The sequence below is a fragment of the Actinokineospora sp. NPDC004072 genome (assembly GCF_053604195.1).
In genome coordinates this window covers 78621-99467 of the sequence record NZ_JBSGHB010000007.1, presented here as the reverse complement: position 1 = coordinate 99467, position 20847 = coordinate 78621, and the positions used below count along the sequence as shown (strand labels likewise).

Below are 20847 nucleotides of genomic sequence, written 5' to 3'. Positions count from 1 at the left end.
CGCCGTCCCCACTCACCGCAACCAACACCCAACCGAGCGGCACCTAGCCCGTGAGGGCACCGGCGCAGCCGTCTTCTCCTCCGCCCGCCATGACCAACATCCAACCGGCGGCCGCTAGCCGATGAAGGCGCGGACGCAACCGACGCCTCCCACCCGCCACAACCACCCAACCGGGCAGCAGCTGATTGGTGAAGGCGCGGGCGCAACCGACGCCTCCCCACCCGCCACGACCAACACCCAACCGGCGGCCGCTAGCGGATGAAGGCGCGGACGCAACCGACGCCTCCCCACCCGCCACGACCAACGCCGAACGGGCAACAGCTGGTCGGTGGAGGCGCGGACGCAGCCGCCGTCCCTCCTCCTCTCACACACCACACTCACCGCGACCAACACCCCACCTGGGGGCAGCTAGCCCATGAAAGCGCGAACGCAGCCGCCGTTTCCCCGCTCACCACGACCAACACCCCACCGAACGGCCGCTAGCCGGTGAAGGCACCGGGGCAGCCGCCTTCTCGCCCGCCCACCACGATCAACATCCAACCGGGCAACAGCTCACCGGTGAAGGTGCGGGGGTAGCAGCCGGCTCCCAGCTCGCCGCGGTCAAGGCCCAACTGGCGGCGGCCAGCCGGTGACGGCTCGGGCGCAGCCATCATCTCGCCGCTCGCCACGGCAACGCCCAACCGGACGGCCGCAGTAGCCGGGGAAGGCTCGGGCGCAGCCATCATCTCGCCGCTCGCCACGGCAACGCCCAACCGGACGGCCGCTTTAGCCGGTGAAGGAGCGGGTGCAGCCATCGTCTCCGTGCTCGCTACGGCCAACGCCCGCGCGGACGCGCAACTAGGTCATGAAGGCGGGAACGCAGCCGTCATCTCCCCACCGTCCAACACCCAACTGGGCGGCGGCTAACCGGTCTAGGAGTGGGGCAGCGCTCACCGCGATCAACGCGGCTAGCCGGTGAAGGCGCGGGCGCAGCCGTCGTCGCCTTCGAAGTAGCCGATGCGGAAGGCCTCTACTCGGGCGAAGCCGGAGGGGACCTGTTTGCCGTTGACGTCTGCGGCGATCAGGCTGTTCTCCTGGAGCAGCTCGGCCACCGCCTCGTCGAGGTCGCCGACGGCGATGTGGAGTTTGCCGTCGCTGTTGTCCGGGGTCTTGTCCACGGTGAACTCCGCCCAGGCCCCGACCAGGCAGGCCGTGCGCAGGCCTGCCGTCTCGCCCTCCAGTGGGGCGCCGACTCCCTTCTGCACGGCCAGCACGTAGCGGGAGGCGATCTCGGCGAAGGCGGCGAAGTCGCCGATGCCGTTGCCGTCGGCGCCGGGTTCCTGCCCGCGCTTGGGCGGGGTGGCGACCTCGACCAGCGCGGGCAGGTCCGCGGCCACCACGTTGCCGTCCGGGCAGTAGCTGACGGGCGGGGTGCCGCCGGAGCCGCCGCACGCGCTGCCGTCGAGCTCGATGCGCGGCAGGGGCGCGCCGCTGCCCTGGAACGCCTCGGTCAGGCTCTCCTCGAACTTGGTGAAGATCGCGCGGTCGGTGATGTCGGCTTCGCCGCCTGCGTCCTGGTCGCTGAGGTCGCGTTCCTGGGCGGCGATGCGGCCCTCGATCTCGGGCACGTCCATGCGCGCGCAGCGCTTGGGGCCCTGGGTGAAGCCCTCCTGGAAGGCGAACACCCGGTCGAAGGCCAGGCCGTGGGCGCCCTGCTCCTTGGCGGAGAGGCCTGCGGGGTCGCGGATGAAGAACATGGTCGCCAGCGCCTGGTTGAGGCCGCTGCCGGTGTTCATGGTGAAGTGCTTGGACTTGCCCTCGGCGACGTGCCGGAAGAAGCCGCCCGCGTAGCAGTCGGCCTGCTGCTCCTTGACGATCGTCGGCGTCGCCTGGTTGATGTTGGACTTCTCGCCCAGCCGGAACTGCACGGCGTGGCCCATCTCGTGGGCGAGGACGGCGACGACCGACATCGGGCCGAACTGCTTGTCCAGCATCGGCAGCAGCTTGCCGCGGTCCCAGGCGATGCTGTCGTCCGCGCCGCAGTAGAAGGCGTTGACCAGGCCCTTGGTGCTCGTCCCGCACAGCTCGACGGGCTTGCCGCCGGAGTCGTAGGAGGCCAGCCGGGCGATCGGCTCGAACTTCTGCCCGTCGAAGTCGGCGGGCATGCGCTCGTTCCAGTAGTCGTAGAGGTCGGCAACGACGTTGACGGCCAGGCGGTCCATCTCGCCGTCGTCGGCGTTCTCCACCGGCAGCTGGGCGTCGTCGACGCCCTCGCGGGGCCCGGTGGGCGCGGAGTTGTCGATCGGCAGGCCCCCGGCCGTGCCCGCGTCGACGGCCCCGGCCGCGCGCGGCTGCCCGGGCACGCTCTGGCCGCAACCGGCGACCACCGCCGCCGCGAGCGCGGCCGCGACGGCCACCCTGTACACCCTCATCCGGACACCTCGAAGACCTGGCGATCAACACGAACGCCAGCACCCTACTTGGCGGTCGGCCCGTTCGTGGGCGGTTCAGCAGTCCTGCGGCCCGGCGACGAACCCGGCGCGGAAGAGCATCACGCGGTCGAAGCCGGTCTCGACCGCGGCCCCGTCGGCGTCGCGGGCCACGTAGTCGTACTGGAGGAGCACCTGGATGGCCTCGTCCATGTCGCCCGGCGACAGGAACTGCTGCTCGCGCTTGAACAGCGACCCGGTGAACGCCCCGGTCAGGCAGACCGCGGCGCGCTGGGCCTCGGGCCCGGTCACCGGCTTGCCCTCCGCGGCCAGCGACGCCAGGGCGTAGCGGCTGGTCAGCAACGTGCCGGTCGCGTAGTCGCCGATCTCCTCGTGGATGCGCGGCAGCTCGCGGGCGACGTCGACCTCGACCGCGCCGCCGTCCGGGCAGAAGGCCACCGGGCCCTGCGGCGAGCACGGCGGCGCGCCCTCGGTCTCGCGCACCTGCGGCTCGCGCCAGCCCGCCCCCGCGACCTCGCCGAAGTAGGTGTCGAGCTGCATCGTGATCGATTCCACGATGTCGTCGAACTCCAGGTTCCCGCCGCGCGCGGCGTCGCCCTCGTCGATGAAGCCGGACAGGGTGAACGTGCGGTTCTCCACGGTCATCCCCGAGCACAGCCGCAGGCCGGACCCGTAGCCGTCGAGGAAGGCCGACGCCCGGTCGAAGGCGTCGCCGTGCGCGCCCCGGTCGCTGGCGTCGGTGCCGATCGGGTCGCGGAAGCTGACCACCGCGGCCAGCGCCGAGTCGAGCTGGTCGTGGCCGAACTCCAGGTGCTCGGCGTTGCCGTCGACCACCCAGCGGATGAACGCGCCCGCGTAGCAGTCGGCCATCGCCTCGATGAGGATGGTCGGGAACTTCGCAGGCTGGGCGCGGCGCTCGGCCAGCCCGGCCCCGGTGCGGTTCTGCACGGCGTGGCCCATCTCGTGGGCGAGCACGAGCATGACCGCGGCCTCGCCGAAGCGGTCCTGCAGCACCGGCAGCAGCGCGGCCCGGTCCCAGGCGATGATGTCGGCCGTCGGGCAGTAGAAGGCGTTGCCCTCCACCTCCACGGCCGAGTCGGTGCACGGCGGCTCCGGGGCCTCGGCGTCGGCGGTGTCGACGGAGTAGTAGCCGCCGCTGAGGTCGGTGAACTCCGCGCCGAAGGCCGCCGGGAACTGCTCGCCCCAGAACGCGCGCAGGTCGGTGACCACGGTGGCGGCCAGCCGGTCGATCGCGCCGCCGTCGGTGTTCTTGACCACCGCCGTCGGGTCCACCCCGTCGGGCTGGTCCCGCGAGATCACCCGCCCCTGCGACACCGGCTCACCGGGAACCGCCGTCGTGCACGCCACCAGGGCCGCCGACAGCACCAGCGGCACGAGCAGCCCGATCCCCCGTAAACACCCTCGCACGCCCACAGTGTGCACGATGGGCCGGAGCCGGATGGCCTATTCCTCGGCGACCAGCCACACCACGCCCTGCGGGGGGACGTTGAGCAGGGCGGAGGCCGGGCGGCCGTGCCAGCTGATCTCCTGGGCCACGACCTGGCCGCCGTTGCCGACCCCCGAGCCGCCGTAGGCCGGGTCGTCGGTGTTGAGGACCTCGCGCCAGGGGCCCGCCGAGGGCAGGCCGATGCGGTAGTCGCGGTACGGGATGCCCGCGAAGTTGGCCACGCAGGCCAGGGTCTGCCCGGCGCCGCAGCGCAGGAAGGACACCACGTTGTTGCCGGAGTCGTTGGCGTCGATCCAGGAGAAGCCCTCGGGGCTGGTGTCGCGGGCGAAGAGGGCGGGGTGGGCGCGGTAGACCGCGTTCAGCTCGGCGACCAGCTTCCGGATGCCCGCGTGCAGCGGCTCGCCGGTCAGGTGCCAGTCCAGCGAGCGGCCCTCGGACCACTCGTCGACCTGGCCGAACTCGCCGCCCATGAACAGCAGCTGCTTGCCGGGGTGGGCCCACATGTAGGCCAGCAGGGCGCGCAGGCCCGCCGCCTTGTTCCAGTCGTCGCCGGGCATGCGCGACCACAGCGAGCCCTTGCCGTGCACGACCTCGTCGTGGGACAGGGGCAGCACGTAGTTCTCGCTCCAGGCGTACATCAGCGAGAACGTCAGCTCGTTGTGGTGGTACGACCGGTGCACCGGGTCGTGGCCTGCGTAGCGCAGCGTGTCGTGCATCCAGCCCATGTTCCACTTGAAGCCGAAGCCCAGCCCGCCCAGGTGCGTCGGCCGGGTGACCCCGGGCCACGCGGTGGACTCCTCGGCGACCATCATGATGCCGGGGTGGTGCTTGTAGACGGTGGCGTTGAGCTCCTGCAGGAACCGCACCGCGTCGAGGTTCTCCCGGCCGCCGTGGACGTTGGGCAGCCACTCCCCCTCCTTGCGGGAGTAGTCCAGGTAGAGCATCGAGGCCACCGCGTCGACCCGCAGGCCGTCGATGTGGAACTCCTCCAGCCAGAACAGGGCGTTGGCGACCAGGAAGTTGCGGACCTCGGTGCGGCCGAAGTCGAACACCAGCGTGCCCCAGTCCGGGTGCTCGCCGCGGCGGGGGTCGCCGTGCTCGTAGAGCGGGGTGCCGTCGAAGCGGGCCAGCGCCCAGCTGTCCCGGGGGAAGTGCGCGGGCACCCAGTCGACCAGCACGCCGATGCCGCGCTGGTGCAGGTGGTCGACGAAGAACCGGAAGTCGTCCGGCGAGCCGAAGCGCGAGGTCGGGGCGTAGTAGGAGGTCACCTGGTAGCCCCACGACCCGCCGAACGGGTGCTCGGCGATGGGCAGCAGCTCCACGTGGGTGAAGCCGTGCTCGACCAGGTAGTCGGCCAGCTCGGCGGCCAGCTCGCGGTAGCCGAGGCCGGGCCGCCACGAGCCCAGGTGCACCTCGTAGACGCTCACCGCCGAGGTGGTCCAGTCGGTGGCCGAGCGCAGCGCCATCCAGTCCTGGTCGCCCCAGACGTGCTCCGATGTGGACACCACCGACGCGGTGGCAGGCGGGTGCTCGGTGGCGAAGGCCATCGGGTCGGCCTTCTCGTGCCACGACCCGTCGGCGGCGTGGATGCGGAACTTGTACCGGGTCCCCGGGGTCACCCCGGGCACGAACAGCTCCCAGACCCCCGAGGAGCCCAGCGAGCGCATCGGGTGCCCGCGCCCGTCCCAGCCGTCGAAGTCCCCGCACACCCGCACCCCGCGCGCGGTCGGCGCCCACACCGCGAACGAGGTGCCCTCCACCCGGCCCGCGGGGGTGTCGTAGGCGCGCACGTGCGCCCCGAGCACGTCCCACAGCCGCTCGTGCCTGCCCTCGCCGAACAGGTGCAGGTCCAGCTCGCCCAGGGTCGGCAGCCAGCGGTAGGGGTCGTCGACCAGGACCGGCTCGCCGGTGCCGTAGTCGACCTCGAAGACGTACTCGGTGGGCGCCTCGTCGAGCACCGCCTCGAACAGCCCGTCGGCGATCTCCTCCATCTCGTGCCGACTGCGCCCGACCAGCACGGCCACCCCCTTCGCGTGGGGGCGCAGCGCCCGGACGGCCACCCGGCCCGGCGAGCCGGGCAGCGGGTGGACGCCGAGCAGCGAGTGCGGGTCGTGGTGGGCCCCGGCCAGCAGCCGGGCGAAGTCGTCACGCAACGGTGTTCACCCTTGTATATAGGAAGTCAACTGCTCGCGGTCGCTCTCCAACTGGCTGATGCGGCTCTTGACCACATCGCCGATGCTGACGATGCCGACCAGCGCGCCGCCGGAGAGCACCGGCACGTGCCGGACGCGGCGCTCGGTCATCACCTCGGCCAGGGCGTCGACGCCGTGCCCCGGCTCGCAGGTCAGCACGTCCGCGGTCATGATCTCCGCGACGGGCACGTCCAGCAGGCCCGCCCCGCGCTCGGCGAGCCCGCGCACCACGTCGCGCTCGGACACGATGCCGACCACGGCCTCCCCGTCCACGACGACGAGCGCGCCGACGTTGTGCCGGGCCAGCTCGGCCAGCATCCCCGCGACCGTCAGCCCGGGGTCGACCGTGACCACCGCCGAACCCTTGCTCCGCAGCACATCCGAGATCCGCATCCGAGTTACCCCGATCCCGTCCGACGACACGTGAACGATCAGGTTAGCCACGGCCGGGCGCGCCGAGCACCTCCCATCACCCGGTTGCAGGCCCGCTACCTGCGGCATCATCCGGCCCTGCGCAGCGCGGCCAGCGGGATGCCCAGCCAGTCCGGCCGGTGGCCCGCCTCGTAGACGACCTCGTACACCGCCTTGTCCAGCTCCAGCGCGCGCAGCAGCGCGGCCTGGTCGCGGGGGTCGCCCGCGACCGCGGCGTAGCCGTCGCAGAAGGCCGCCCGGTTGCGGTCGGCCCACTCCAGGGCGCGGGTGAGCTGCTGGCGCTCCGGCTCGGTCCCGGCCAGCAGGTGCAGCGCGGCGTAGTCGAAGGAGCGCAGCATCCCGGCCACGTCGCGCAGCGGGGAGCGGGTGCGCAGCCGCTCGGCCGGGCTGGCCGCGGGCTCGCCCTCGAAGTCGATCAGCACCCAGCCGGTCGTGGTGCGCAGCGTCTGGCCCAGGTGCAGGTCGCCGTGCACCTGCTGGACGTCGACGCCGTCGAGGTCGCCCAGCGCGTCGAAGGCCGCGCGCACCATCGGCTCGTGCTCGGCCAGCTCGGGCACCTTCGCCAGCGCCCGGTCCAGGCGCGCGTGCAGCTCGCCGACGGCGGCGGCGACGGCGTCGCGGCCCATCCGCTCGGTGCCCAGCACCCTGGCCAGGTCCAGGTGCACGGTGGCCAGCGCCTCGCCGAGGCGGCCAGCCTCGCCTGCGAAGTCCCCGCCCACCTCGGCGGCGAACAGGTCGGCCTCGGCCAGCAGGTCGCGGACGCTGGCGGTGGCCGCGGCCCAGCCCTCCACCGAGTCGGCCAGGTAGCGCTGGGCGAAGCCGAGCACCAGCCCGTCCCAGGTCACCACGGCCACCGGCTGGGCGACCTGCTGGCTGCCCGCGGCGAACAGCGCCCGGTGCAGCTCGACGTCGCGGTTGGGCCCCGGGGTCGGCCTGCGGAAGAGCTTGAGGATGTAGTGGTAGCCGAAGATGACCGAGGTGTTGGACTGCTCGACCCCGATCGGCCGGGCCCGCAGCCCGGTGACCAGCCGGACCCCGGGCTCGGGCTGCCAGGCGATGCCCTCGGTCTCCCGGCCCGCCGACATCAGCTCCAGCAGCAGCGCCATGAGCTGCGGGTCCTGGGTGGCCTCGTAGGCGTAGGCGCCGCCGACGCGCCCGATCACCGCGTCGGACAGGTGCTCGGGCAGCTCCGAGCGCAGCCCGATCAGCAGCTGGTAGGGCTCGGTCCCGTCCACGTCGATGATCGCCTGCAGCAGCGCGGGCTCGGCCGCGCTCAGCTGCGCCGCGGCGCGCACGTCGATCCGCTCCGGCCGCGACCCCTTGGCCGCGTACCAGCGCTGCCGGGGCAGCCACTCGGCGAGGTCGTCGGCCAGCGCGGCGACGGTGTGCCGCGGGCGGGTCGTCATACGGGTTCGACCTCCTCTATCCGACAGCTGATCTGGAACCAGTAGAAGCCGTGTCCGGGCAGGGTCAGCAGATAGGGCAGTTCCCCGATCGCGGGGAACCGAACCCCACCGGTCAGCTCCATCGGCACCCGGCCGCGGTAGGTGCCCAGGTCCAGCTCCACCGGCTGCGGGAAGCGGGAGAGGTTGTTCACGCAGAGGATGACGTCGTCGCGGTGGCGGCGCAGGTAGGCCAGCACGCTGGGGTTGGAGGAGCCCAGCTCGGTGAAGTCGCCCAGGCCGAAGGCGGTGTGCTGGGTGCGCACCTGCAGCATCCGGCGGGTCCAGTGCAGCAGCGACGAGGTGTTGTTCATCTGCGCCTCGACGTTGACCGCCTGGTAGCCGTAGATCGGGTCCATGATCACCGGCAGGTACAGCCGCCCGGGGTCGGTCCGGGAGAACCCGGCGTTGCGGTCCGGCGACCACTGCATCGGCGTGCGCACCGCGTCGCGGTCGCCCAGCCAGATGTTGTCGCCCATGCCGATCTCGTCGCCGTAGTAGAGCACCGGGGAGCCGGGCAGGCTCAGCAGCAGCGCGGTGAACAGCTCCTGCTGGTTGCGGTCGTTGTCCAGCAGCGGGGCCAGCCGCCGCCGGATGCCGATGTTCGCCTTCATCCGGGGGTCCTTGGCGTACTCGGCGTACATGTAGTCGCGCTCCTCGTCGGTGACCATCTCCAGGGTCAGCTCGTCGTGGTTGCGCAGGAAGATCCCCCACTGGGCGTTGGCCGGGATGGCGGGGGTCTGGGCCAGGATCTCCGAGATCGGGAACCGCGACTCCCGGCGCACGGCCATGAAGATGCGCGGCATCAGCGGGAAGTGGAAGGCCATGTGGCACTCGTCGCCGCCGGTGGCCGGATCGCCGAAGTACTCCACCACGTCGGCGGGCCACTGGTTGGCCTCGGCCAGCAGCACCCGGCCGGGGTACTCGTCGTCGACGACCTTGCGGCACCGGCGCAGGAACTCATGGGTGCGCGGCAGGTTCTCGCAGTTGGTGCCCTCCTCCTCGAACAGGTAGGGCACCGCGTCCAGCCGGAACCCATCGATGCCCAGGTCCAGCCAGAACCGCAGCACGTCCAGCATGGCCTCCTGGACCTCGGGGTTCTCGTAGTTGAGGTCGGGCTGGTGGGAGAAGAACCGGTGCCAGTAGAACTGCCCGCGCACCGGGTCGAACGTCCAGTTCGAGGTCTCGGTGTCGACGAAGATGATCCGGGCGTCGGCGTACTGCTCGTCGTTGTCGCTCCAGACGTAGAAGTCGCCGTAGGGGCCGTCGGGGTTGTGGCGCGACTCCTGAAACCACGGGTGGGCGTCGGAGGTGTGGTTGAGCACCAGGTCGGTGATGACCCGGATGCCCCGCTTGTGCGCCTGGTCGAGCAGGTAGACGAAGTCCTCGACGGTGCCGAACTCGGGCAGGATCGCCCGGAAGTCGCTGATGTCGTAGCCGCCGTCGCGCAGCGGGGAGGCGTAGAAGGGCGGCAGCCACAGGCAGTCCACCCCGAGCCACTGCAGGTAGTCCAGCTTGTCGGCGAGGCCGCGCAGGTCGCCGGTGCCGTTGCCGTCGGAGTCGTTGAACGCGCGGACCAGCACCTCGTAGAAGACGGCCGTCTTATACCAGTGCGGGTCCTCCGGCGCCTGCCGGGCGTGGTCGAAGTCCTCCGACTGCGGCTCGGTGAGGTGACCGTCGGCGGTCACCCCTTCTCCGGTGTGCGGGATTCCTTCCAGGCCCAGGGCGGCATCCGGGGCAGCGGGATACGTCATGTGTCGCCTTAGTCAGTCACCGTCGTCGTTGGCCGGTGGATCTGTCCGATGGGGTGGTATCCCCCCATTGTCGGGCAGGAGGCGCGCTCCCGCAGGATGATCGTCGGGCGCCGCCCTCAGCGTCGGATGTGGACGATGTGGGCCACCGACTGCCACGGCTCCAGCCGCACGTAGTTGGCCCCGCCCCACTCCCAGGTGTGCCCGCTGACCTCGTCGTGGGCCGGGTAGGTGCGGTTCGGGTCCAGGCCGATGGCGGCCAGGTCGAGCCAGAGGGTGCCCTCCTGCGGGGCGTGCGGGTCGAGGGTGACCACGGTGACCACGGTGTCGCCGGTGGCCGGGTCGACCTTGGAGTAGGCGATCAGGGCGTCGTTGTCGATGTGGTGGAAGTGCAGCGTGCGCAGCTGCTGGAGCGCGGGGTGCACCCGGCGGATGGCGTTGAGCCGGGTGATCCACGGTTGCAGCGAGCGGCCCTGGGCCAGGGCGGCGGCGTAGTCGCGGGGCCGCAGCTGGTACTTCTCCGAGTCCAGGTACTCCTCGCTGCCCGGGCGCACCGCCTGGCCCTCGAACAGCTCGTAGCCGGAGTACACCCCCCAGGTCGGGCCCATCGTGGCGGCCAGCGCCGCCCGGATGGCGAACATCGCCGGACCGCCGTGCTGGAGGGAGGCGTGCAGGATGTCGGGGGTGTTGACGAACAGGTTCGGCCGGGCCTCGTCGAGGTGGGCGACGATCTCCACGCCGAAGTCGATCAGCTCCTGCTTGCTGGTGCGCCAGGTGAAGTAGGTGTAGGACTGGGTGAACCCCAGCCGGGCCAGGCCGTAGAGCCGGGCGGGCCGGGTGAACGCCTCGGACAGGAACAGCACGTCCGGGGCGACCGCCTTGACCTCGCGGATCAGCCACTCCCAGAAGTCCGGCGGCTTGGTGTGCGGGTTGTCGACCCGGAAGATCCGCACCCCGTGCTCGACCCAGAGCAGCACGACCCGCAGCACCTCGGCGTAGAGCCCGGCGGGGTCGTTGTCGAAGTTGAGCGGGTAGATGTCCTGGTACTTCTTCGGGGGGTTCTCGGCGTAGGCGATCGAGCCGTCCGGGCGGGTGGTGAACCACTCCGGGTGCTCGGCGACCCACGGGTGGTCGGGCGCGCACTGCAGGGCCAGGTCGAGCGCGACCTCCAGGTCCAGCTCCTTGGCCCGGGCGACGAAGGCGTCGAAGTCGGCGAAGGTGCCCAGCTGCGGGTGGATGGCGTCGTGGCCGCCCTCCTCCGCGCCGATGGCCCACACCGAGCCCACGTCGTCGGGCCCGGAGACGACGGTGTTGTTGGGGCCCTTGCGGTTGACCCGGCCGACCGGGTGGATGGGCGGCAGGTAGACCACGTCGAAGCCCATGTCGGCGATGCGGTCCAGCTCGCCGATCGCGGTCCGGAAGGTCCCGTGCACGGCCTTGCCCGACTCGTCGACGCCGCCGGTGGAGCGCGGGAAGAACTCGTACCACGACCCGTAGAGGGCGGTCTTGCGGTCGACCCAGAGCTGGTGGACCTTGCCCTTGGTGATCAGCTCGCGGACCGGGTAGGTGGTCATGACCCGGTGGGTGGCCTCCGACAGCGCCTCGGCGATGCGCGCGGCCAGCGGCATCGAGTCGTCGCGCAGGGCGCGGGCCGCGGAGATCAGCAGCTTGCGGTCGCCGTTGCGGTCCGGGCGCCTGCCCACCCGCTCGACCAGCCGCGCGCCGGTCTCCAGGTCGTTGGCCAGCTCGTCGGCGCCCTGCCCGGCGGCGACCTTGGCCTCCACCGCGTGCCGCCAGGTCGACCACGGGTCGCTCCAGGCGTCCACGCGGAAGGTCCACAGCCCCTCGCAGTCGGGGGCGATCTCGGCGGCCCACCGGTCCATGCCGATCCCGATCGGCCGCATCCGGGTGCTGCGCGAGACCGGGTCCTGCGGGCCGCGCCACGACACGGTCGCGGCCACGGCGTCGTGGCCCTCGCGCCACACGGTGGCCTGGATGGGGATGTGCTCACCCACCACGGCCTTCGCGGGGTAGCGGCCGCACGACACGACCGGGGAGACGTCATCGATGCCAAGCCGACCGCTCACCGGTGCGGCTCCTTCCCATGATTGCGCTGGTCCCTGCCTACAGTCTGCCTTGCTCGATCCAGCTCCACATGACAACCCGCCGGGTCGGCCGCGCGCGCCGCGCCGGATCACCAGCGCCCGCCTCGGTTGCCCGGGGCCGCACGCGCGCTAGGGTCGTGTCGCGTGAGAGCCGTACGCCGATTCACCGTCCGTGCCGGACTGCCCGAGTCGCTGGCCGATCTCGGCATGCTCGCGACCAACCTGCGCTGGACCTGGCACCCGCCGACCCAAGACCTCTTCGCCGCGGTCGACCCCGACGTCTGGGCCAGAGTCGGCGGCGACCCGCTGCACCTGCTGGCCCAGGTGCCCGCCGAGCGGCTGGACGCGCTGGCCGCCGACGCCGACTTCCTCGGCCGGGTGCGCGCGCTCTCCGACGAGCTGCGCGAGTACCTGACCGGGCCGCGCTGGTACCAGCGGCGCGAGCACGGGGCGAACGGGTCGCGGCTGCCCAGGGCGATCGCCTACTTCTCGATGGAGTTCGGCGTCACCGAGGCCCTGCCCAACTACTCCGGCGGCCTCGGGGTGCTCGCGGGCGACCACCTCAAGGCGGCCTCCGACCTCGGCGTCCCGCTGATCGGCGTCGGCCTGCTCTACCGCTCCGGCTACTTCCGCCAGTCGCTGTCGCTGGACGGCTGGCAGCTGGAGCACTACCCGGTGATCGACCCCAACGGGCTGCCGCTGGAGCCGCTGACCGAGCCCAGCGGCGCGCCGATCCTGGTGCACGTGGCCATGCCCGGCGGCCGGGTGCTGCGGGCGCGGATCTGGAAGGCGCAGGTCGGGCGGGTCCCGCTGCTGCTGCTGGACTCCGACATCGAGGAGAACCCCGACGACCTGCGCAACGTCACCGACCGGCTCTACGGCGGCGACCAGGACCACCGCATCCGCCAGGAGATCCTGGCCGGGATCGGCGGGGTGCGGGCGGTGCGGGCGTTCTGCGAGCTCAGCGGCACCCCGCAGCCGGAGGTGTTCCACACCAACGAGGGCCACGCGGGCTTCCTCGGCCTGGAGCGGCTGCGCGAGCTGGTGTCCGGGCGCGGGCTGGACTTCGACCAGGCCCTCTCGGCGGTGCGCGCGGGCACGGTGTTCACCACACACACCCCGGTGCCCGCCGGGATCGACCGCTTCCCGGTCGACCTGGTGCAGCACTACTTCGGCGACGAGGCGCTGCTGCCCGGCATCGAGGTGCGGCGGGTGCTGGCGCTGGGCGCCGAGGACAACGCGGGCATGTTCAACATGGCGCACATGGGGCTGCGGCTGGCCCAGCGCGCCAACGGCGTGTCGAAGCTGCACGGCGCGGTCAGCCGGGAGATGTTCGGGGCGCTGTGGCCCGGCTTCGACACCGACGAGGTGCCGATCAGCTCGGTGACCAACGGCGTGCACGGGCCGACCTGGGCCGCCCGCGAGATCACCGCGCTGGCCGACTGGACCGACCCGTCGGCCGGGCTCGCCGCGGTCAGCGACGCCGAGCTGTGGCAGATCCGCGGGACGCTGCGCGCCCGGCTGGTCGCCGAGGTGCGGCGGCGGGTGCGGGCGGCGTGGCTGCAGCGCGGGGCCTCGGCGCTGGAGCTGAACTGGACCGAGACGGTCTTCGACCCGGACGTGCTGACCGTGGGCTTCGCCCGGCGGGTGCCGACCTACAAGCGGCTGACCCTGATGCTGCGCGACCCGGAGCGGCTGCGGTCGCTGCTGCTGAACCCCGACCGGCCGGTGCAGCTGGTCGTCGCGGGCAAGTCGCACCCGGCCGACGACGGCGGCAAGGCGCTGATCCAGCAGATCGTCCGGTTCGCCGACGACCCGCGGGTGCGCCACCGGATCGTGTTCCTGCCCGACTACGACATGTCGATGGCCCGGTTCCTGTACTGGGGCTGCGACGTGTGGCTGAACAACCCGATGCGGCCGCTGGAGGCGTGCGGGACCTCGGGGATGAAGGCGGCGCTCAACGGCGGCCTCAACCTGTCCATCAGGGACGGTTGGTGGGACGAGTTCTACGACGGCAGCAACGGCTGGGCCATCCCCACCGCCGACGGCGTCACCGACCCGGTCCGCCGCGACGACCTGGAGGCGGCCGCCCTCTACGAGCTGATGGGCTCGCAGGTGGCGCCGCTGTTCTACGACCGCGACGCCGCAGGCGTGCCGACCCGCTGGCTGGCGATGGTCCGCCACACCCTCGACACCCTCGGCCCGCGCGTGCAGGCGTCGCGGATGGTCGGGGAGTACGTCGACCAGTACTACGGCCCCGCGGCCACCGCGGGCGTGCTGGCCGAGGCCGAGGACTTCCGGCTGGCCCGCGACCTGGCCGACTACCGCCGCAGGCTGGCGGGCGCCTGGTCCTACGTCCGCGTCACCGCCTGCGACCTCGGCATGGACGACGGCCACACCCCGGTCATCGGCGACCCGGTCTCGGTCCACGCGGTGGTCGACCTGGCGGGCCTGTCCCCGTCCGATGTGGAGGTCCAAGCCGTCATCGGCCGCGTCGGCGACACCGACGACCTGACGGACGTGGTGACCGCCCCCATGCGCCACGCCGAGCACGGCCGCTACCTGGCTGAGCTCCCGCTGCCCCACGCAGGCGCCCTGGGCGTCACCGTCCGGGTGCTGCCCAAGCACGACCTCTTGGCCACGCCCGCCGAACTGGGGAAGGTGGTGCTGGCCTAACGAGGTCAGGCGACGCCGAGGCAGGCGCTTGTCCCGGGAACCCACGCGGCAACCTCCCGCCTCACCGACGCGAACGCTGCCAAGCCGACGCCGATGTCGTCTGCCGGACGATCAGCCGACGCCAAGGCGAGCGCGGGCGCGCTCGACGCGCGACCGCCCTCGCCTTCGACGACACGGGCTGCCAAGGAGGCACCGGCCGATCCCGGCGCGACCTGTGGGACGGTCAGGTGACCTCGAGGCGAGCGCGGGCATGCTCGACGCGCGACCGCCCTCGGCTACGACGGCGCGGCTGCCAAGGAGGCACTGGCCGACCCGGCGCGACCAGCGGGACGGTCAGGTGACCTCGAGGCGAGCGCGGGCGTGCCCGAGGCGCGGCCGCCCTCGGCTACAGCGACACGGGCTGCCAAGGAGGCACCGGCCGACCCCGACACGACCTGCGGGACGGTCAGGTGACGTCGAGGCGCGGGCGTGCTCGACGCGCGACCGCCCTCGGCTACGGCGACCCCGGCTGCCAAGGAGGCGCTAGCCGAGCCCGACGCGACCTGCGAGGCGACCAGGCCATCGAGGCGAGCGCGGGCATGCCTGACACGAGGTCCAGCGGCGACCTCCTCGGCTACGGCGGCGGGGCTGCCAAGGTGGCGCTGGCCGGTCCTGGCGCGTCCTGCGGGACGGTCAGGTGACGTCGAGGCGCGGGCGTGCTCGACGCGCGGCCGCTCTCGGCTTCGGCGGCGCGGGCTGCCAAGGTGGCGCTGGCCGGTCCCGGCGCGGCCTGGGGGACAGTCAGGTGACGTCGAGGCGGGCGCGGGTGCGCTGGACTCGGGGCCACCAGGCGGCGATCTGCTCGGCTTCGGCGACGGCGGCGCGGGCGCTGCGGTTGTCGTGGGCGGCCATGTGGGCGCGAGCGAGGGTGATGAGGTCGTCGGCGCGGCTGAGGGGGTCGTCGTTGGTTTCGACGGCGCGGCGGGCGAGGGTGATGGCCTGGGCGGTGTCGCCGGTGAGGAGGGCGTGCTGGGCCTTGGTGCCGGTGAGCTTGTAGGCGGGGTAGCCCAGCGTCTCGGCGGCGTCGAGGGCGTTGGCCGCGGTGGGGAGGCCGACGGCGGGGTCGAGCAGCCCGGCCTCCACGGTGTCGCAGGCGAGCCCGGCCAGCGCGGCGAAGAAGCGCGGGGCGTCGTCGGGGTTCTGGTCGTCGATCATCGCCATGGCCAGCGCCAGCGCCTCGACGTACCGGCCGCGGGCCTGGTGCACCAGCACCCGCGCGGCCCGGGCCGTCTTCAGCTCGGGGTGGTCGGCCGCCAACTGCTGCGCCAACCGGTCGGCGGTGTCGAGGTCACCGGAGATCGCCGCGTCCACGGTCCGCTTGACCACCGGCGCCGCCTCGAACTGCGCGGCCTGCTCCGGCCCCAGCCGCAGGAGGTGGACCAGGAACCACCCGGTCGACGTCGCCGCGGCCGTCTTCCTGGGGATCAGCGCATACCCGACGGTCAGTCCACTGGCGACTCCCAGCACCACCCAGACCCCCGCCAACCACACCACCACCGCGACCCCGGCGACGGCCGAGCACACCGCCGCCCCCCACATCCGCGGCCGAACCGGCGCCTTCCCCGGCGCGATCGACACCGACAGGAACACCGGCACGCTCCGCACCACGACCACCCGCCCAGCCCGCCCCCACTCCCCCACCCGAGGCCCCACCCCCACCACCACGGACCGCACCGAAACCCCCAGCACCAACGCCCCGACCAACATCCCCACCTGCATCGCCAACAGCCCGATCAGATACCCGCCGACCGTGGCCACAACTCCCCACACCACATCCCCGACCGACTCCGCCACCGCCACCCCGAGGCCCACCACGAGCAGCCCCACCACCGGATGCCCCACAACCCGCTTCACATCAACCCCCACACCCGAACCCTAGCCCCGCCCCCACCTCGCCTCCGCGCCCCCCAAACCATCACCCCCGCACCTGGCCGGACTCGTGACTGCACGCCATAGACGCGCCCCTCGTCCACCCTCCGGCCTCGAACCAACCACCCTGAAGCCGTGCCGATTGATCTCGCACCCCAGCCCCCACCCTCGGGGACGGCGAGAAAGCTCCCCGCCGAGCACTGATCGTGCGTGGAGGCGGCGCGCACCTACCCAGATCGACCGCGACCGACCCGCCCGCGAAGACCTCAAACATCGCGGCAAAGCCGCCAGAAATCGGGCACGGGGCAAAGCCCCGCCCACCCGGGGGCAGACCCCCATAGATAGACGCTATCGAACACACGTTCAACCTGGCAAATGATTATTCCAGGCGACGCGAAACGGCGATTACCCGAATGGCGGCACCGCGGACCGCCTATCGGTGAGCGGTCCGCGGATCGGATCAGAACAGGGCGCTGGCGAGGTCTCGGCGGGCCTTCGCCACCCGGGGGTCGTCCGGGGCGAACAGGTCGAACAAGGTCACCAGGTGGGCGCGGACCTTGTCGCGGTCGTCCCCCGACGCGCGCCGGACCGCGGCGATCAGCCTGCTGAACGCCTTCTCCACCTGCTGGCCCGCGACCTCCAGGTCCGCCGCCGCAAGCTGGGCGTCGAAATCGTCCGGGGACGTGTCCGCACGGACGATCACCGACGGGTCCGTGGACTGGGTGCGAGCCAGGAAGCGGACCTGGGTCAGGGCGGCCGCGGCGTGCTCGTTGGCCGGTTCGGAGTCGAGGATCGACTGGTAGGCGGCTTCGGCGGCGGCGTAGTCGCCGCGGTCGAGGGCGGCTTCGGCGGCGAGCAGGCGCGGGTCCTCCGGCTCGGGCTCCGGGGTGGTCTCGCCGCCCGCGGCCTCGGCGGCGCGGATGCCGGGGAGGCGGTCGCGCAGGGCGTCGACCAGGCTGGCGAGCCACTGGCGCAGCTGGGCCTCCGGCGGGATGTCGCCGAAGGCCTCGACCGGCTGGCCCGCGGCGACGGCGATCGTCATCGGCACCGCCTGGGCGCCGAAGAGCTGGGCGACCCGAGGGCTGGTCTCGACGTCGACCCGGGCCAGCCGCCACGTGCCGCGGAACTCGGCGGCGAGCTTCTCCAGCAGGGCGACCAGCTGCTGGGACTGGCCCGACCAGCTCGCCACCAGGGCGACGATCACCGGGACCTGCATGGACCCCTCGACGACCTCGGCCTGGAACGTGGCTTCGGTCACATCGACGACGTGATCACCTGCCGGGGCGGCCTGCTGCGGCGCGCCTGCCGGGGCCGTGCGGGCGGCGTCGGCGCGGGCCTTGAGGGCGGAGAGATCAACCGCCCTGGACAGGGCGGCCGAGAGCGCTGCGGTGTTGCGTGGGTCGGGCCTGGTCACGGATTTATCTTGGCATGCCCCTACCCGGCGCGTCCGGCGAGCCGCTCCAACTCCGGTTCCGGGGCCAGGGCCATCGGGTTGACCCGCATCGCGTCGTTGCCGACCGCGATCCGCAGCGACAGCGGCGCCAGCAGCCCGACCAGCCTGCCGGTCGCGTCCGGGCCGAGGTGGCCCCACGGCGCGGCGGCGGCCTCGTCGGTCAGCGCCTCGACGGTCTCGCGGACCCCCAGCCCGTCCTCGGTCAGCCCGTCGGCGTCGAGCAGGCCGCGCTCGACCAGCCGGGTCCGCGCGGCGGCCCACTCCTCGGCAGGCCAGTTGCGGGCCTGCTGCATGTACTCGGCGGTCATGCCGTGGTCGGCGGCGAAGAGCACCAGCGACTCGCACGGGTCCAGCCCGGCGGTGACGAGCGCGGCGATGTGCCCGTCGCCGCGGGACTCGCGCAGCGTCGTGGCCGCCTGCCACAGCGCCAGGTGCGGCTCGGCCGGGATCGGCAGCGCCGCGTTGGCCGCGCCCAGCGGACGGCCTGCCGTCGGGGCCGCGGCCGCCGCCGCGACCGCCAGCTCCGCCGCCTCGGCCAGGTCGTCCCCGGCGACCTCGTCGCCGAGCAGCCTGCGCAGCGCCCCGTCGACTCCGGCCAGGCGGGTTTCGAGGAACGTCTCGGGCGAGGCCACCGACCACACCTCGGGGACCGCCCGCGCCACCCGCGACGGGTGGAAGTTGTAGAAGGTGCTGGTGACCAGCCACTCCGGGGCCGCGCCGAGCGGGGCGGCGCGCATGCCGAAGTAGCCCATCCAGCCGCCCTTGCAGCCCAGCGCGTCGGTGGCGGCGCGGGTTTCCGGGGTGAAGTAGACGACGTCGTGGTAGGGCTCGAAGCACAGCCAGAGTTCGCGCGGCGTGGTCACGGCGCCGACACTACTCCGCGAGGTACTCCTCGACCCTGGCCACTTTCGCGGTGAGCTGACCGGTGTGGCCGGGGCGGATGTCGGCCTTGAGCACCAGCGACACCCTGGGGTACTTGGCGAGCAGGACGTCGGTGGCGCGCTTGACCACGGCCATCACCTCGTCCCACTCGCCTTCGACCGTGGTGTACATGCTGGACAGCTCGTGCGGCAGGCCGGATTCGCGCACCACCCGCACGGCCTCGGCCACGGCGCGGCCGACGTTCTCCGATTCCCCGCCGAGCGGGCTGACGCTGAACGCGACGAGCACGGCATCTCCTGTCGAAGTACGGCTGACGAGCGCACACTAACCCGGTGGGACGCTGGATTCTGCACGTCGACCTCGACCAGTTCATCGCGGCGGTCGAGCTGCTGCGGCACCCGGAGCTGGCGGGCAAGCCGGTCGTCGTGGGCGGCACGGGTGATCCGAAGCCGCGCTCGGTGGTCGCCACGGCCACCTACGAGGCCCGCGAGTACGGGATCAAGTCCGGCATGCCGATGACCGCCGCCGCCAAGCGCTGCCCCGACGCGGTCTTCCTGCCCTCGGACCCGGCCGCGTACGACGCGGCGTCGGCGCAGGTCATGGCCACGCTGCGGGAGTTCGACGTGGTGGTGGAGGTGCTCGGCTGGGACGAGGCGTTCGTGGGGGCGGAGACCGACGACCCCGAGGGCCTGGCCAGCCGCATCCAGGACGCGGTGTGGAACCGCACGCAGCTCAGCTGCGCGGTCGGCGTCGGCGACACCAAGCTGCGCGCCAAGCTCGCCACCGGCTTCGCCAAGCCCGCGGGCGTCTACCGGCTGACCAAGGACAACTGGTTCGCGGTGATGGCCGACCGGCCGACCACGGCGCTGTGGGGCATCGGCGCGCGCACCGCCCGCAAGCTGGCCGACCTCGGCTACACCACCGTCGGCGAACTGGCCAGGGCCGCGCCGGAAGACCTGCTGGTGCTCGGCCCGCGCATGGGTCCGTGGTTCCGCACGCTGGCCCTGGGCGCGGGCGACACCGAGGTCAGCGCGTCGCCGTGGGTGCCGCGCTCGCACAGCCGCGAGACGACCTTCGAGACCGACCTGACCGACCCCGACGACCTGCGGCGCGAGCTGGCGGTGCTGGCCGGGCGGGTGGCCGAGGACGTGCTGGCCGAGGGCCGCCCGGCGATCCGCGTCGGGGTCAAGGCGCGCTTCAAGCCGTTCCTGACCCGCACGCGCAGCGTGACGCTGGCGGGTCCGACCAGCGACGCAGCGGTGATCGCCGACGCGGCGCTGACCGCCTTCGAGCGCTTCGACCTCGCCAAACCGGTCCGCCTGCTGGGCGTGTGGGCGGAGTTCCAGCCGCCGCCCGGGGGCTACTGACCGGTTGGCACTGGTAGCTTCTTGCCGTATGAGGCCGCGCACGTTGCCGTTCGACCCCATCGCCCGCGCCGCGGAGCTGTGGACCGAGCGCATCGGCGACGCCACCGCGATGGCCGCGGTCACCAGCATCATGCGCGTCCAGCAGATCGTCCAGTCCGCTGTAGACGCCGCGCTCAAGCCCCACGGCCTCACCTTCGCCCGCTACGAGGCCCTGGTCCTGCTCACCTTCGCCCGCCGAGGCAGCCTCCCCATGCGCGTCATGGGCGAACGCCTCCAACTCCACCCGACGAGCGTCACCAACATCGTCGACCGCCTGGAAGCCGACGGCCTCGTCCGCCGCCTCCCCCACCCGACCGACCGCCGCACCACCCTCGCCGAAATCACCGAAGCGGGCCGCACCCGCCGCGCCGAAGCCACCGCCGCCGTCACCGGCATCGACTTCGGCCTCCGCGGCCTGACCGACCGCCAAACCACCCAGCTGACCGACCTCTTGGCCAAGGTCCGCAAGGCCACCGGCGACTTCCAGGACTAGTCGAGGCCACGGCTCGGTTGGGGAGGGTAGTGGGGTTGGACGTGGGATTGGGAGTGGAAGCGGCCTGCGGGGACAGCGGGAAGCACAGCTAGGGCGGAAGCAGCGGAACCAGAAGGCAGCGCGGAGGGGAAGCGGCACCAGGCGCGGAAGCCGATGCGGGCGCGCGCTCGGGGCGGATGGCGAACAGGTCCGCAGCGACAACAGACGCCG

At 72.5% G+C, this 20847-nt stretch carries 14 protein-coding genes; 3 read left to right on the top strand and 11 right to left on the bottom strand.

Annotated features, from left to right (window positions below):
* Positions 1-947 precede the first annotated feature (947 nt).
* The 7 genes from ACWEPX_RS12820 to ACWEPX_RS12790 form a co-directional block, all read right to left on the bottom strand.
* Positions 948-2411, bottom strand: coding sequence for a neutral zinc metallopeptidase (locus ACWEPX_RS12820; RefSeq protein WP_451897299.1), 1464 nt, complete (start codon positions 2409-2411; stop codon positions 948-950).
* A 75-nt stretch (positions 2412-2486) separates the two neighbouring features.
* Positions 2487-3857 carry a neutral zinc metallopeptidase gene (locus tag ACWEPX_RS12815; protein WP_451897298.1) on the bottom strand — a complete coding sequence of 457 codons (1371 nt, stop codon included), beginning with the start codon at positions 3855-3857 and terminating at the stop codon, positions 2487-2489.
* Between the two features lie 36 nt (positions 3858-3893).
* The gene (glgB, locus tag ACWEPX_RS12810; RefSeq protein WP_451897297.1) at positions 3894-6050 is read right to left on the bottom strand and encodes a 1,4-alpha-glucan branching protein GlgB; all 2157 of its coding nucleotides are present in this window, start codon (positions 6048-6050) and stop codon (positions 3894-3896) included.
* A 6-nt stretch (positions 6051-6056) separates the two neighbouring features.
* A complete protein-coding gene (locus tag ACWEPX_RS12805; RefSeq protein WP_451897296.1) occupies positions 6057-6482 on the bottom strand; it encodes a CBS domain-containing protein in 426 nt (141 codons plus the stop codon).
* Between the two features lie 107 nt (positions 6483-6589).
* Positions 6590-7927, bottom strand: a complete 1338-nt coding sequence (locus ACWEPX_RS12800; protein WP_451897295.1) for a maltokinase N-terminal cap-like domain-containing protein — start codon at positions 7925-7927, stop codon at positions 6590-6592.
* A complete protein-coding gene (gene treS / locus ACWEPX_RS12795; RefSeq protein WP_451897294.1) occupies positions 7924-9717 on the bottom strand; it encodes a maltose alpha-D-glucosyltransferase in 1794 nt (597 codons plus the stop codon). Before treS ends, ACWEPX_RS12800 begins: the two co-directional genes overlap by 4 nt.
* Positions 9718-9833: 116 nt before the next feature.
* Positions 9834-11801 carry an alpha-1,4-glucan--maltose-1-phosphate maltosyltransferase gene (locus ACWEPX_RS12790; RefSeq protein ID WP_451897293.1) on the bottom strand — a complete coding sequence of 656 codons (1968 nt, stop codon included), beginning with the start codon at positions 11799-11801 and terminating at the stop codon, positions 9834-9836.
* Positions 11802-11963: 162 nt separating this feature from the next.
* Between ACWEPX_RS12790 and glgP the strand changes: the two genes are divergently transcribed.
* The gene (glgP, locus tag ACWEPX_RS12785; RefSeq protein ID WP_451897292.1) at positions 11964-14495 is read left to right on the top strand and encodes an alpha-glucan family phosphorylase; all 2532 of its coding nucleotides are present in this window, start codon (positions 11964-11966) and stop codon (positions 14493-14495) included.
* Between the two features lie 780 nt (positions 14496-15275).
* Here glgP and ACWEPX_RS12780 read toward each other — a convergent pair.
* From ACWEPX_RS12780 to ACWEPX_RS12765, 4 genes are all read right to left on the bottom strand, one after another.
* Positions 15276-16400: a tetratricopeptide repeat protein gene (locus ACWEPX_RS12780; protein WP_451897291.1), complete on the bottom strand. Its 1125-nt coding sequence runs from the start codon at positions 16398-16400 to the stop codon at positions 15276-15278.
* Between the two features lie 463 nt (positions 16401-16863).
* Entirely contained in the window at positions 16864-17817 is a 954-nt protein-coding gene (locus ACWEPX_RS12775) for a tetratricopeptide repeat protein (protein ID WP_451897290.1), read from the bottom strand.
* A 20-nt stretch (positions 17818-17837) separates the two neighbouring features.
* Positions 17838-18719, bottom strand: coding sequence for an SCO6745 family protein (locus tag ACWEPX_RS12770; protein WP_451897289.1), 882 nt, complete (start codon positions 18717-18719; stop codon positions 17838-17840).
* A 10-nt stretch (positions 18720-18729) separates the two neighbouring features.
* The gene (locus ACWEPX_RS12765) at positions 18730-19026 is read right to left on the bottom strand and encodes an MTH1187 family thiamine-binding protein (protein WP_451897288.1); all 297 of its coding nucleotides are present in this window, start codon (positions 19024-19026) and stop codon (positions 18730-18732) included.
* Positions 19027-19070: 44 nt separating this feature from the next.
* On the opposite strand from ACWEPX_RS12765, the gene ACWEPX_RS12760 reads away from it, so the two are divergent.
* Together ACWEPX_RS12760 and ACWEPX_RS12755 are read left to right on the top strand one after the other, a co-directional pair.
* Positions 19071-20105 carry a DNA polymerase IV gene (locus ACWEPX_RS12760; protein WP_451897287.1) on the top strand — a complete coding sequence of 345 codons (1035 nt, stop codon included), beginning with the start codon at positions 19071-19073 and terminating at the stop codon, positions 20103-20105.
* Positions 20106-20133: 28 nt separating this feature from the next.
* Entirely contained in the window at positions 20134-20637 is a 504-nt protein-coding gene (locus ACWEPX_RS12755; RefSeq protein ID WP_451897286.1) for a MarR family winged helix-turn-helix transcriptional regulator, read from the top strand.
* The last annotated feature ends 210 nt before the right edge of the window (positions 20638-20847 follow it).

What these genes read in the sequence shown, in the direction of transcription:
- ACWEPX_RS12800 (WP_451897295.1), bottom strand. Translation starts at nt 7,927, where the DNA reads ATGACGACCCGCCCGCGGCACACCGTCGCCGCGCTGGCCGACGACCTC.
- ACWEPX_RS12820 (WP_451897299.1), bottom strand. Translation starts at nt 2,411, where the DNA reads ATGAGGGTGTACAGGGTGGCCGTCGCGGCCGCGCTCGCGGCGGCGGTG.
- ACWEPX_RS12755 (WP_451897286.1), top strand. Translation starts at nt 20,134, where the DNA reads ATGAGGCCGCGCACGTTGCCGTTCGACCCCATCGCCCGCGCCGCGGAG.
- treS (WP_451897294.1), bottom strand. Translation starts at nt 9,717, where the DNA reads ATGACGTATCCCGCTGCCCCGGATGCCGCCCTGGGCCTGGAAGGAATC.
- ACWEPX_RS12805 (WP_451897296.1), bottom strand. Translation starts at nt 6,482, where the DNA reads ATGCGGATCTCGGATGTGCTGCGGAGCAAGGGTTCGGCGGTGGTCACG.